The sequence below is a fragment of the Variovorax sp. OV084 genome, assembly GCF_900111625.1.
Classification (GTDB): domain Bacteria; phylum Pseudomonadota; class Gammaproteobacteria; order Burkholderiales; family Burkholderiaceae_C; genus Variovorax.
In genome coordinates, this window is sequence record NZ_FOII01000010.1 from 142232 (window position 1) to 155417 (window position 13186).

At 66.8% G+C, this 13186-nt stretch carries 13 protein-coding genes; 3 read left to right on the top strand and 10 right to left on the bottom strand.

The genetic code is table 11. The features are described 5' to 3' along the window. Positions 1 to 23: 23 nt before the first annotated feature. The 3 genes from BMW87_RS23120 to BMW87_RS23130 are packed head-to-tail and all read right to left on the bottom strand — an operon-like array spanning position 24 to position 3545. Positions 24 to 1577 carry an AMP-binding protein gene (locus BMW87_RS23120; RefSeq protein ID WP_093078857.1) on the bottom strand — a complete coding sequence of 518 codons (1554 nt, stop codon included), beginning with the start codon at positions 1575 to 1577 and terminating at the stop codon, positions 24 to 26. Between the two features lie 5 nt (positions 1578 to 1582). Then, the gene (locus tag BMW87_RS23125) at positions 1583 to 2719 is read right to left on the bottom strand and encodes a DUF5938 domain-containing protein (RefSeq protein ID WP_093078858.1); all 1137 of its coding nucleotides are present in this window, start codon (positions 2717 to 2719) and stop codon (positions 1583 to 1585) included. Between the two features lie 22 nt (positions 2720 to 2741). After that, a complete protein-coding gene (locus BMW87_RS23130) occupies positions 2742 to 3545 on the bottom strand; it encodes an SDR family NAD(P)-dependent oxidoreductase (protein WP_093078860.1) in 804 nt (267 codons plus the stop codon). Between the two features lie 241 nt (positions 3546 to 3786). Here BMW87_RS23130 and BMW87_RS23135 point away from each other — a divergent pair, with 241 nt between their 5' ends. Next, entirely contained in the window at positions 3787 to 4425 is a 639-nt protein-coding gene (locus BMW87_RS23135) for a TetR/AcrR family transcriptional regulator (protein ID WP_218149768.1), read from the top strand. Between the two features lie 16 nt (positions 4426 to 4441). Here BMW87_RS23135 and BMW87_RS23140 read toward each other — a convergent pair whose 3' ends face one another. From BMW87_RS23140 to BMW87_RS23150, 3 genes are all read right to left on the bottom strand, one after another. After that, on the bottom strand, positions 4442 to 5404 hold the full coding sequence (locus tag BMW87_RS23140) for a LysR substrate-binding domain-containing protein (RefSeq protein WP_093058230.1): 963 nt from the start codon (positions 5402 to 5404) through the stop codon (positions 4442 to 4444). Between the two features lie 68 nt (positions 5405 to 5472). Further along, the gene (locus BMW87_RS23145; protein ID WP_093078863.1) at positions 5473 to 6882 is read right to left on the bottom strand and encodes an FAD-binding oxidoreductase; all 1410 of its coding nucleotides are present in this window, start codon (positions 6880 to 6882) and stop codon (positions 5473 to 5475) included. A 30-nt stretch (positions 6883 to 6912) separates the two neighbouring features. After that, positions 6913 to 8217 (bottom strand): MFS transporter, encoded by a 1305-nt coding sequence (locus BMW87_RS23150; RefSeq protein WP_093078864.1) that lies wholly within the window; start codon positions 8215 to 8217, stop codon positions 6913 to 6915. A gap of 256 nt (positions 8218 to 8473) precedes the next feature. Between BMW87_RS23150 and BMW87_RS23155 the strand changes: the two genes are divergently transcribed. Both BMW87_RS23155 and BMW87_RS23160 read left to right on the top strand, forming a co-directional pair. Beyond that, entirely contained in the window at positions 8474 to 9313 is an 840-nt protein-coding gene (locus BMW87_RS23155; RefSeq protein ID WP_093078866.1) for a phosphate/phosphite/phosphonate ABC transporter substrate-binding protein, read from the top strand. Between the two features lie 96 nt (positions 9314 to 9409). Further along, positions 9410 to 10114, top strand: coding sequence for a glutathione S-transferase N-terminal domain-containing protein (locus BMW87_RS23160; RefSeq protein WP_093078867.1), 705 nt, complete (start codon positions 9410 to 9412; stop codon positions 10112 to 10114). 16 nt (positions 10115 to 10130) lie between these two features. Here BMW87_RS23160 and BMW87_RS23165 read toward each other — a convergent pair whose 3' ends face one another. From BMW87_RS23165 to nthA, 4 genes are all read right to left on the bottom strand, one after another. Next, the gene (locus BMW87_RS23165) at positions 10131 to 11417 is read right to left on the bottom strand and encodes a M20/M25/M40 family metallo-hydrolase (RefSeq protein WP_093078869.1); all 1287 of its coding nucleotides are present in this window, start codon (positions 11415 to 11417) and stop codon (positions 10131 to 10133) included. 115 nt (positions 11418 to 11532) lie between these two features. Continuing rightward, positions 11533 to 11886, bottom strand: coding sequence for a nitrile hydratase accessory protein (locus BMW87_RS23170; protein WP_093078913.1), 354 nt, complete (start codon positions 11884 to 11886; stop codon positions 11533 to 11535). A gap of 5 nt (positions 11887 to 11891) precedes the next feature. Further along, on the bottom strand, positions 11892 to 12560 hold the full coding sequence (nthB, locus tag BMW87_RS23175; protein WP_093078870.1) for a nitrile hydratase subunit beta: 669 nt from the start codon (positions 12558 to 12560) through the stop codon (positions 11892 to 11894). Continuing rightward, positions 12557 to 13186, bottom strand: coding sequence for a nitrile hydratase subunit alpha (gene nthA, locus BMW87_RS23180; RefSeq protein ID WP_093078872.1), 630 nt, complete (start codon positions 13184 to 13186; stop codon positions 12557 to 12559). Before nthA ends, nthB begins: the two co-directional genes overlap by 4 nt.

The following is a 13186-nucleotide window of genomic DNA, read 5'->3' on the forward strand; positions in this document are numbered from 1 at the left end:
GTCATGCCCGGAGACATTCGCTTCTAGCGCCGTCTCTGCCCTTCTCCGTCCGACAGCAACGCTGCGCGCACTTCCTTCTTCAGCACCTTGCCCACCTTGGAGCGCGGCAGGTCGAGCCACACCTCGATCTGCTTGGGTGCCTTCACGCTGCCGATGCGCGACTTGACGAAGGCCTTGATCTCCTCCACGTCCAGTTGCCGCCCGGCATGCAGTTGCAGCACTGCCACCACGCGCTCGCCCCACTTCTCGTCGGGCAGGCCGACGACGGCGCTGTCCTGCACGTCGGGGTGCTGCATCAGCACCTGCTCGACCTCGGCAGAGTAGACGTTGAAGCCGCCCGAAATGATCATGTCCTTGGCGCGGTCCACGATGTAGAGAAAGCCGTCTGTGTCGAGGTAGCCGATGTCGCCGGTGTGGTGCCAGCCGTGGCGCGAGGCCTCTTCGGTGGCGCGCGCGTCCTTGTAGTAGCCGAGCATCACGAGCGAGCCGCGCACCACGATCTCGCCGCTCTCGCCCGTGGGCAGTAGCGCGCCGTCGCCGTTCATCACGCCTACCTGCACGAGTGGCCCGGGCCGGCCGGCCGATGACAGGCGTTGGTGTGCGATGGTGCCGTCATTGTTGAAGTGGTCGCGCGGCGACATCATCGAGATCATCATCGGCGCCTCTGTCTGGCCGAAGAGCTGGGCCATGACGGGGCCGATCTTCTGCAGCGCCTCTTCGAGCCGCGCGGCCGACATGGGCGCCGCGCCGTACCAGAAGCATTGCAGCGAATCGAGCTTCGCATCTGCCAGCTGTGGGTGCTGCAGCAGCATGTAGATCAGCGTGGGCGGCAGGAAGGTGTGGGTGACACCGTGTTCTTCGATGAGGCCGAGGAACTCGCCCAAGTCGGGCTTGGGCATGATCACGACCTGCCCGCCCAGCGCCATCACCGGCAGGCACAGCACGCCGGCCGCATGCGTGAGCGGTGCCAGCGCGAGGTAGACGGGCCGGCCCTCGAAGGGGTAGCCCATCAGCGTCAGCGCCGACATCGCCTCGAGGTTGCGCCCCGACAGCATCACGCCCTTGGGCTGGCCGGTGGTGCCGCCGGTGCCGGCGATCATCGCAACGTCGTCGACCACCGGCACATCGATGGACGCATCGCCGGCATCCCCCAGCCATTGGTCGAGCGATGGCGCGAAGGGCTGCGCCTTGTCGAGGCAGACCAGCGTCGTCACCTTGGGCAGGTCGGCCCGCATCTGCTCGACCAGCGGTGCGTAGTTGCTGTGGAAGATCAGGCAGCTGCAGTCGAAGGCGTCGAGCACGTAGCGGTTCTCGGCAGCCTCGTTGCGCGGATTGATCGGACACCACACGGCCGCAGCGCGCGACAGCCCGAAGACGCATGCAAAGGCGACCGGGTCGTTGCCCGACAGCACCGCCACCTTGCTGCCCGGGGCGATGCCGCTGCGCTGCAGCGCCCGCGCCACGCGGTAGCTGAAGCGCTGCACGTCGCCGTACGACAGCAGCACGGCCCCCATGCGCAGGCAGGGCGCCGCGGCTCCCAGCGAAGCGCCCTTGTCCAGGTAGTCGATCAGGCGCATGGGAGTCAGCCCAGCCGGGTGAGCACGGGCTCCTGCACCAGTCCGAAGCTGCGCAGCGCGCCCAGCAACTCGCGGTGCCCGAAGGCCTGGCAACCCGAGGCGAAGCCGGCGCGGCGCGGTGCCTGCTGCAGCAGCGAGGCCGCCGCATAGGCCTGCAACAAGCCGGTCTGCTTGTAGTTGCAATTCCCGAAGATCACGCAGTGCATGCGGCCCAGCGGACCGGAGGCATGCACCGAATCGACGGACTTGTTGATGCGCGGGTTCTCGCGCGGGGGCATGGTGTTCATCACGCCTGCCGCCGTCTGGGCCAGTGCGGCGTAGCGATCCTCGTCGTTCATGCCCTCGGTGGCCTTGAGCGCGGCTGCCACGATGTGCGGCACGCCCTGCATCAGCGCCTTGTTGAAGACCCCGCCGAGCACCTTCACATTGGCCACGCGCGGATCGCGCTTGAACCATACCGGGTGCGAGGTGCCGCCCCAGGGCAGCGCCAGTGCCGCCTCGTGCTGGCCGGGAATCGACAGGTGGTACAGGCCCGCGTCGGGTTGCCACTCCACGTACTCGTTCTGCTCCAGGTAGTAGGCCTTGGACGTGGCTGCGTTGACCAGGATGGTCTGGGTGGACGCGATGGTCGGGCTGCCGCCCCAGAACACGGCAATGTCCAGCGTGTCGAGCCCGGGCGTCTCCAGGCACAGCTGCGCCGCGATCTCGCCGGTGGTGTACATCTGCGCCAGGCCGGGCGAGAGCAGCAGCCCCGCGGCGGCGAACTTGGCGCCGTACTTCTGTTCGAGCGTGATGAGCCAGTCCTGCTCGCCGGTGGTGTCGGTGTAGTGGCATCCGGCGGCCAGGCAGGCCTCGACCACCTCGGGGCCGAACTTGGCGAAGGGCCCCACCGTGTTGAGCACCACCGAGGCACCGGTGAAGAGCTCGGTGAGCGCCGTCACCGAATGCTTCACCTCCACCACTTCGTAGCTCGCAGTCTCGATGCCGGGCACGTTGGATTTCATCGCCGCTTCCAGCTTCTGCGCGCTGCGGCCCGCTGCAACGAAGGGGATGTTGTATTCGCGCAGGTATTCGCACACCAGTCGCCCGGTGTAGCCGGAGGCGCCGTAGACGACGACGGGCTTCTTCTTGCTGCTGCTCATGTTGTGTCTCCTTTTTGTGCGCTCACATGCCCATGCCGCCGTCCACCGCGATGCCGGCGCCGGTGATGAACCGGGCCGCATCGGAGCAGAGGAAGACCACCACGTCGGCCATGTCGCCGACTTCGCCGAGACGGCCCAATGGCGTCTGGCCGATCACGTCGCCCACTGCCGCCTCGACGCTGAGCGCGAGCCCCGCAGCGACGATGTCGCTGGCGAGCTTCATGCCCATGTCGGTGGGCACCAGCCCCGGGTAGATGCAGTTCACGCGCACGCCGTAGCCCAGCTTGCCGGACTCCATGGCCGCGACGCGCGTGGCGCGATCGACTGCGGACTTGGTCGCCGAGTAGCCCGCAATGGCCGGGAAAGCGATGGTCGCCGCGACCGATGCGATGTTGACCACCGCCCCGCCGCCACCCGCGCCGCCACCGGGACGCATCGCACGGAACGCGTGCTTCATGCCGAGCAGCGTGCCGGCCACGTTCACGTCGAGCATGCGGCGCAGGTCGTCACCGTCGACGTCGATCACCAGCGAAGTGATCTCGATGCCGGCGTTGTTGACGAGGATGTCGAAGCCGCCGAGTTCCTTGACGGTGGTCTCGGTGGCCGAGGCCCAGTCGCCGTCTTTCGTGACGTCGAGCGGCACGAAGCCCACCTTCGCTCCAGACGCAGACAACCTTGAAGCGGTTTCGCGCCCCAGGTCGGCGAGCACGTCGCCAATCATCACGGAGGCGCCGGCCACCGCCAGCGCTTCGGCAATGCCCGCACCAATGCCGCGCGCACCGCCCGTCACCAGGGCCTTGCGCCCTTTCAAGTCGAACTTGGCCATCACTTGTCTCCTGTAGATGTGTTGTGAGATGGAGCGGTCATCGTAGAAATCGACTTTACGGGTGTCAAGTTTTTCTTTGACGATTGTCAAAACTTCGTAAAATGACATGCGTGGCACGCCGGATGCGGGTTCTTCCGCTTGCGTGCTATGGTTTGGAATCACGAAGAACACAGGGGCCGGCATGCGTGCGGTCCGGCTTTCAATGACGACACATCAACGGCTAAAGAAACACGCTGAACGAGTGCCCAAGACGCGGGTCGACAAATTCTCGGAACGGCGCGCCGAACTGGGCGAAGCCGCGCTGACCACGCTGGCAGCACTGGGCTATGCACGCACCAGCCTGCGCGAGATCGCCCAGAACTCGGAGTTCTCTCACGGCGTTCTGCACTACTACTTCAGCGACAAGGTCGACCTGATCATCTGCAGCGTCAAGCAGTACAAGGCGCGCTGCGTCACGCGCTACGACCACGCGGTGGAAAGCGCCACCACCTACGACGAGCTGATGGAGGGCTTCCTGCAAAGCCTTGGCGACACGCTGTGCGACGAAGGCCACGTGCATCGCCTCTGGTACGACCTGCGTTCGCAGGCGCTGTTCGAAGAAGCCTTCCGCGCCGATGTCGTGCAGATCGACAAGAGCCTCGAAGACATGATCTGGCGCATCATGAGCCGCTTTGCCGAGCTCTCGGGCGAAACGCCCGGCATGCCGCCCTCGGCCACCTATGCGCTGTTCGACGGGCTGTTCCAGCAGGCGCTGCTGAAGCACCTGTCGGGCGATGCGAAGGCCATCGACAACATGCAGGCCGATGTGCGCCAGGCCATCTCGCGCCTGTTCGCTGCCCCTGCCAAAGCCGCAGCGCCGGCCCGCAAGCGCCGCGCCTGAAACGAAGGGCCGGGCGTCAGGGCCTTGGCCCTTTCGCCGGCGCGACGGCACGTGCGCCCGCCCACTGCCCGCTCTCGCACAGATCGCGCACCACGTCGCCGATCAGCGTGCACACGGCGCGCTTCGCGTTCGTGGTCGGCAGATGCACCGACACGCACAGCCCGAGCGTGCGAAACATCGATGGCGAGTCGATGCGATGCGCGACAAGCCGGCCTTCCTGCACTTCGCGCTGCGCGAGCCCGAACGGCATGATGGTCGGCCCGAGCCCCGCTTCCACCGCCGCCTTCAGCGTGTAGACCGAATTGATCTCCGCGGCCACCTGCGCCGTGGAATGCCCCTCACGCTCCAGCACCGCATCGACCAGCCAACGCGTGCAGTGGCCGTGCGCATTGGCGGGCCACACCAGCGGCCGCGCAGTAGCCTGCGCAATGCTCACGTCGCCGGGCGGCAACGCATGCGGGCTCTGCGGCGATTCGAGGAACACGAAGTCTTCTTCCACCAGCGGGACGAACCGGATGTCCTCCGCCGGCATGGCGGGCGAGAACACCGCCACGTCGACCCGGCCGCGCAGCAGCTGGTCGGCCATGTTGCCGGTGAGTTCCTCGTTCAGATGCAGCACCACGTCGGGGTAGCGCCGGGCCGCTGCACGCATCAGCGGCAGCGCGATCATGGGCGACACGCTTTGCGGCAGCGCCGCCACCACCGAGCCCGCCACCGAATCGGCCGCGACGTGCACAGCGGCCTTGGCGTCGCTTACCTGCTTGGTGATGCCCTGCGCGTACTCGTAGAAGACCTTGCCTGCCTCGGTCATCGCCACGCCGTTGCGGCTGCGAAGCAGCAGCTGGGTGCCGAGCTCGGCTTCGAGCTCGGCCATCTGCTTGCTCAATGCCGACTGTGCAATGAAGAGTTGCTGCGCGGCGCGCGACAGGCTGCCGCAATCCACGATGGCAACGAAGTACTTGAACTGACGCAGCTCCATCGAAGGGCCTCCGGCCGCGCACTGCGGGGTGCAGGCGAGGCCGGGGATTCTAGGCCGCACACCTGCGCTCAGACCGGACCGACAACCTTTCCAGGGTTGAAGATGTTGTGCGGGTCCAGTGCTTGCTTCACGGCACGCATCAGCGCCACCGTGTGCTCTCCGTGCTCCTCGACCAGGTACTTCATCTTGTGCATCCCCACGCCGTGCTCGCCGGTCGAAGTGCCGCCATGGCGCAGCGCGCGCTGCACAAGCCGGTGGCTGAAGGCCTCGGCGGCTTCGTTCTCCGCCGCGCTGTTCGGGTCCACCAGCACCAGGCAATGGAAGTTGCCATCGCCGACGTGGCCGAACACCGGCACCAGCAGGCCATGTTCGGCGATGTCGGCCTGCGTCTCCTCGATGCACTGCGCGAGCGCGGACAGCGGCACGCACGCGTCGGTGGTCAGGCTACGGCTGCCCGCCTTCAGCTGCAGGCAGGCGAAGTAGGCGTGATGGCGCGGCGTCCACAGGCGCGAGCGCTCCTCGGGCCGGTTGGCCCATTGAAAGGCGCCACCGCCGTGGTTGCCCGCAATCTCCCGCACGATGCCGGCCTGCTCGTCGATCTGCGCCTGGCTCGCGCCGAACTCCAGGAACAGCGTCGGGTTCTCGCCCAGGTTGGTGTGGCTGTACGCGTTCACGGCGCGGATGGTCAATGCATCCAGCATCTCGGCGCGCGCCAGCGGAACGCCCATCTGGATCGACTCGATCACGCAGTCGACCGCCGCGCGCACCGACGGAAAGTGCACCACCGCCGCCGCGTACGCCTCGGGGTGCGGGTGCAACCGCACGGCGGCCTCGGTGATCAGCCCCAGCGTGCCTTCGGAGCCGCAGTACAGCTGCGTGAGGTTGTAGCCCGCCGAGCTCTTGCGTGCCCGCGAAGCGGTGTGCGTGATGTCTCCGTTGGCCGTGACCACCGTCAGGCTCACGAGGTTGTCGCGCATGGTGCCGTAGCGAACGGTGTTGGTGCCCGATGCGGCCGTGGCGATCATCCCGCCGATGGACGCATTGGCACCGGGGTCGACCGAGAAGAAAAAGCCGGTGCCCATCAACTCCGCGTTCAGCTGCCCGCGCGTCACGCCGGCCTCGACCGTGGCCGTGAGGTCACCGGGGCGAATTGCCAGCACCTTGTTCATCTGCGAGAAGTCGATGCACACGCCCCCCTCGACGGCCAGCAGGTGCCCTTCCACCGACGAGCCCACGCCGAAGCCGATGACCGGCACGCGCTCGCGTGCGCAGGCCCGCACCACGAACGCCGTCTCTTCGGTGCTGCGCACGAACACCACCGCATCGGGCGGCTGCGGCAGATAGGTCGACTCGTCGGTGCCGTGCTGCAGCAGCACGGCCGGGCTGGTGGAACAGCGCTCGGCAAACTCGCGCTGCAGCAGCGCAATCAGCTCATGCGACGGGGAACGCCGCGTGTTCGAACTCACGACCGTATCCATGGGGTTCCTTCAAGGAGGCAGATAAACGGATCAGCGCTTCGGCTTGACGAACAGCACCAGCACCGCGCCAGTCACCAGCAGCCCGGCGAGCATGTGCAGGCCGGCATCGGTGCTCTGCGTCGCGTCCTTGATGAGTCCGATGAGAAATGGCGCGCTGAAGCCCGAGAGGTTGCCGAAGGAGTTGATGAGCGCAATGCCCGCCGCCGCAGCAGCACCGCCGAGAAAGGCCGTCGGCATGCCCCAGAAGACCGGAAAGGTCGACATGATGCCCATCGTGGCCAGCGTGAGGCCGGCCATCGCGAGCGTCGCGTTGCCGTGGAAGGCCACGCTCAGCACCAGGCCGATCGCGCCGACGATGGCGGCCAGCGCGCTGTGCCAGCGGTACTCGAGCCGGCGGTCGGCGCTGCGGGCCACGAAGTACATCGCGACCACACCGAAGGTCCACGGAATGGCGCTGAGCAGGCCGATGTCGAGCGCGCCCTTCACGCCGATCGCCTTGATGATGCTCGGCAGCCAGAACGAGATGCCGTACAGCCCCGAGGTGTACGCAAAGTACACCAGCGCCAGCAGCCACACGCGACCATTGCCCAGCACGCTGAGGATGCGCGGCTCGGCCTTGCCGGCGTCTTCGGCGGCGATGTCACGGGCGATGAGTTCGCGCTCGGCGGGCGTGAGCCACTGCACGTCCTTCACGCGGTCATCGAGGTAGCGCCACACGACCAGGCCCAGCGCCACGGTCGGCAGCCCCTGCAGCAGGAACAGCCACTGCCAGCCGGCCCATCCGTTGACGCCGCTCATGCCCTGCAGGATCCAGCCCGAGATCGGCCCGCCAAGGATGCCCGCGAACGGAATCGCCGCGAGAAACAGCGACGTGGCCTTGCCGCGCCGCGCGGCCGGATACCAGTAGGTGAGGTACAGGATGATGCCGGGGAAGAAGCCCGCCTCGGCCGCGCCGAGCAGGAAGCGGATCACGTAGAACGACACCGGCGAACTCACGAACATGGTGGCCGCCGAGAGCAGGCCCCAGGTGATCATGATCCGCGCGATCCAGCGGCGCGCACCCACGCGGTGCAGCACCACGTTGCTCGGCACCTCGAACAGGAAGTAGCCGATGAAGAAGATGCCCGCGCCCAGCCCGTATACCGCGTCGCTGAACTGCAGGTCGCCCTGCATCTGCAGCTTGGCGAAGCCGACGTTCACGCGGTCGAGGTACGCCACGATGTAGCAAACGAATAGCAGCGGGATCAGCCGCCATCCGACCTTGCGGTAGACGGAGTCGGAGGTGCTGTCGAAGCGGCCCCTGTAGGGCGGCGTTGCGATGGTGCTGGTGCTCATGGGTACGTCGCTTTCGTTCGTTCTGGCCCGGTTGCAGCCAATAGTCTCGTTCGCACCCCGCCGCGCCGGTGCGGGTTTCTACGCAAGATTCATATGGATTGAAGATCCGCGTATCTCCGAACGAGATGCGCACGCCGCCGGTTCGCCGAAGTGTTGTTTCATCAGGGCTAACCCTGCGGTCAGGGCCCTATTCCTCCGCCCCGATGAATGTAATAATTTAGTTACAACATTACCCATCAACTGGAAGAAGGCCTCCATGAATCACCGCACTCTTCGTCCTTCGCTTCGCACCGTCGCTCGCGGTACAGCGGGGTTGCTTCTGGCAGTTGGCGCCTCGGCGCATGCCTTCGTGATCGGTGTCAGCGAAGGCGTGAGCTACAACGTGTCCGACGCGCAGGTCAGCGCCCGCTTCGAGCCCATCGCCGAAGTGCTGTCCAAGGCGCTCAAGCAGCCGGTGACGGTCAAGGTGCTCAATTCGTACAACGGCGCGCGCGACGCGCTGAAGCAGCAGCAGGTCGACTTCGCCTTCGTGCACCCGTCGCACGTGGCGCTCGCCGCCATCAAGAGCGGGCAGTACAGCGCCTTCGCCTGGACCACCGGCTACACCGACTACAAGGTGTCGTTCCTGTGCAAGGAGCAGCAGCCGATCTCCGACTGGAAAAGCGTGGCGGGCAAGCAGCTGGTCATGCCTGATGCCGACTCGATCACCGCGGTGATCACCCGCGCGATGCTGCGCGAGCAGGGCCTGCAGGGGCCGACGGCGGTCAAGGTCACCAACACGCGCTTCCAGGAGGCCGTGCCCTTCTACGTGCAGAACGGCTTCGCCGCCTATGGCGCAACGGCAGCCTCCAGCGTGGTCAAGACCTGGAAGGACGGCGGCGGCAAGGTCTGCGCGGAATCGCGCGCGGTGCCAATCAAGCAATGGCTCGCGTCGCGCAAGCTCGACGCGGCCACGGTGAGCGCGGCGCGCGATGCCCTGCTGAGCCTGGGGCAGACCGACGCAGGCAAGCGCGCGCTCGCGGCATCGAGCTACGTCGGCTTCGTCGCGCCTTCGGCTGACGTCGAGGCCTCGCTGATGAGCTGGCTGGGAATCTGAGGGCCAGGCAGAGGGTAAAGCCGCACGCGCACGCCATCTGCCCGACGCGGGCAGAATCCGGCGCTTGCAGTTTCCTCCCTCTCAAGGACTCCCTCCATGACCGATCTCTCGAGCTTCCCCATCACGAAGAAATGGCCCGCGCAGCACCCTGACCGGCTGCAGCTGTACTCGCTGCCCACGCCCAACGGCGTGAAGGTGTCGATCATGCTGGAGGAGACCGGCCTGCCCTACGAGCCGCACCTCGTGAGCTTCGAGACCAACGACCAGATGTCGCCGGAGTTCTTGTCGCTCAACCCGAACAACAAGATCCCGGCCATCATCGACCCCAACGGCCCCGGCGGCAAACCGCTGGCGCTGTTCGAGTCAGGCGCCATCCTCATGTACCTTGCCGAGAAAACCGGCAAGTTCATTCCGCAGGACGCCGCCGGCCGCTATGAAACCCTGCAGTGGGTGATGTTCCAGATGGGCGGCGTCGGCCCGATGTTCGGCCAGCTCGGCTTCTTCAACAAGTTCGCCGGCAAGGACTACGAAGACAAGCGCCCGCGCGACCGCTACGTGGGCGAATCGAAGCGCCTGCTCGGCGTGCTCGACAAGCACCTGGCAGACCGCGCATGGATCATGGGCGACAGCTACACCATCGCCGACATCGCCACCTTTCCGTGGATCCGCAACCTGATCGGCTTCTACGAGGCTGCGGATCTGGTGGGCTTCAAGGATTTCAAGAACGTGGCGCGCGCGCTCGAAGCCTTCGTGGCGCGCCCCGCCGTGGTGGCGGGGCTGGGCATTCCGAAGCGGGGCTGATCCGGTCAGTTCGCGATCAGTTCGCGGACAGGTCCATCAGCATGCGCGAGAGCAGATAAAGCCGCGGCACCACGCTCTCGACCTCCGCGTATTCCTCCGGCGTGTGGATGCCGCCACCCACAATGCCGAAGCCGTCGAGCACCGGCACGCCGACGCCTGCCACAAGGCTTGCGTCGGCCGCGCCGCCGCTACTCTCGATGGTGAGCTTCTTGCCGATCTCGCCGTAGATGCCTTCGGCCATGCGCACCAGCTTGTCTGACGCGGGCAAACGCGGCATCGGCGGCAGGCCACGGATCAGGCGCACGCGCACTTCGGTCTCGGGAATGAGCTTGTTCTGCGAGATGCGGATCAGGTCTTTCTCGACGCGATCGAACTCTTCAGGCGTGGCCGCGCGCACGTCGCCCTTGGCGCTGGCCGTCGCGGGAATCACGTTGGTCGGGCCGTTGGCCGTGAGCACCGTGAAGTTGACCGTGGTCTTCTTCGCCGCATCCGCCGTCTTCGACAGCTGCAGCACCTGGTGCGCCACCTCCATCGCCGCGTTGCGGCCCGCCTCGGGCGCCACGCCCGCGTGAGCGGCCACGCCCTTCACCTCGATGAGTGCGGTGGCCGAGCCCTTGCGCTCGACCACGAGGCCGTCGGCCGGTCGGCCCGGCTCCAGGTTCAGCGCCACGTCATGCTGCTTGGCAATGCGCTCGATGAGCGCGCTGGTGCCGACGGAGCCGACCTCTTCGTTGGTGTCGAGCAGGAAGGTGATCTGCCCATAGTCCTTGAAGCCGATCTGCTTCAGGATCTTCAGCGCATACAGGCCGGCCACCACGCCGCCCTTGTCGTCCATCACGCCGGGGCCGTAGGCGCGGCCATCCTTGATGTAGAAAGGTTTGGCTGCAGCCGTGCCTTCCTTGAAGACGGTATCCATGTGCGCGAGGATCAGGATCTTCTTCTTGCCCTGGCCCGTCAGCGTCGCAACCACGTTGGTGCCGGGGTGCGGATCGGCCGGAAAGGTCTCGATGCGCGCGCCAAGCTTGCGCAGTTCGTCCACGGCTATCTCGCGGACCTTTTCCAGGCCCGCGGTGTCGGCCGAGCCCGAGTCGATGTTGACCATGCGCTCCAGCATCTTGACCGCCTCGTCCTTGCTTTGCGTAGCTGCGTCGAGCACGCCCTGATGCGGCTTCTGGGCCGCGGCGTTGCCGGCAAGCAGCATGGCGCACGCGAGTACGGCGCCGTGGCAGGCGGTGCGCGCCCAGCGGCGGGTGGATGTGGGGGCCGAAGGAACCGGGAAGAGATGGCGCGAATGAATCGTCATGTTGTGCGTTCTGTGCTTTCTGTGGAGGGACGGGGAAGCGGCGGCAGGCTATCACCCGCTTCGAGAGCGGGTCAAGCACGATGCGGGCCGCGGCACACCGCACCGGCACGCACCTCTAGCCGGGGAAGTCTTCGCCGCGCAATTCGATCGGCTGGCCGTGCGGCGTGCGGTCTGCCGCGTGGTCCCAGGCGTGGCGGTAGCGGGCCAGTTCGTCGTCGGAGCTGGCGCCCTTGCGGGCCACGATGCCTTCGAGCGCGGCGAGCCAGTGGCGGTAGTAGGTCTCGCCGGTGTCGGGGTCGCCCGCGGCCTGTGCAGCGGCAATCTGCCCGGCCAGCGCCTCGGCCCATTCCGGCCAGGTGAAGAGGCCGCGTTCATGCAGAGCGAGCGTCATCGCGAAGGCCTGCGCCTCCCACGGTGCATTGAACACGGGCCCATCGGCATCGCGCGGCATGCCGGGCGACAGGGGCATGTCGCTCACGACGTGGCCTCCAGATAGCTTTCCCACGCATCGACCGACACCGACAGGTTCTGGCGCGGCGCTTCGTCGCCCCAAAGCTCGGCTTCATCGAACTCCACCGTGTAGAGCCACTGCGGCTGCTCGCCGAGCCCCTGCGCATGACTGTCGGCGAACACATGTGCGCCATGTACGTGCACGATGGTGCCGCGCTTGCCCTGCACATAGCCCGGTAGCCGTGTGTGATGGTCGACCTTGCCGAGGTAGTGCATGCGCACCGGCTGGCCCATGGCGAAGCGCGCCGGGGCCGATGCCGGCCGCTCGGTCGGCGAGCCCTTGGCGAGAACGGCTGGCACGTTGGCCACCTGCAGCACGCGGGCCACGGGCGTGGGCGCGTGGCGCATTTCTCCGCTCGTGAGCTCGTCGGGAAAGACCTGCCCGCGCTGCAGCATCAGTTGCTCCAGTGCACTGAGCCAGATCTGGTAGTAGCTCAGGTCGCGATAGTCCGGCAGCGTCTCGCGCACGGCGCGGCTCGCATCGATGTTCCATGAACCGGTCGCGCCCATGGCCAGCACGAGCGCCAGGGCGCGTGGCTCCCAGGCCGCATGAAAGAGTTCGCCCTCGGACTCCGGCACCACCTTGCCGAAACCCGGCTGGCCGCCGAGGTCGGCTTTCGTGACGTAGCTCATGCCGCGCTCCCCTCTTCGGCAGGCGCCTCGACCAGCCGCGTGCCGATCATCGAATCGCGCGAGACCAGCGCGGCGAGTTCGTCTTCGCCCAGGCTTTCGGTTCCGACGGGGCGCTGCGGAATCACGAGGTAGCGCACCTCGGCGGTCGAGTCCCACACGCGGATCCGCGTGGCCTCGGGCAGCGTCGTGCCGAAATCGGCAAGCACGCCGCGCGGGTCTTTCACCACGCGCGAGCGGTACGGCGCGCTCTTGTACCAGGTGGGCGGCAGGCCCAGCACTGGCCACGGGTAGCAGCTGCACAGCGTGCAGACCACCATGTGGTGCAGCTCGTCTGTGTTCTCCACCGCCACCATGTGCTCGCCCTGCCGGCCCGTGTAGCCCAGCGAGGCGATCGCCGCCGTGGCATCGGCCAGCAGCCATTGCCGAAAGGCCGGATCGACCCAGGCCCGCGCCACCACGCGTGCGCCGTTGCGCGGGCCGACGCGGGTCTGGTAGGTGTCGATCAGCGCATCGAGTGCGGCGGGGTCGATGTAGCCTTTCTGGGTGAGCACGCTTTCGAGGGCGCGGACGCGCAGGTCCATCTCGCCGAGTTCGCTGTGTCCGTGGGAGTGGTCATGGCCGGTCAT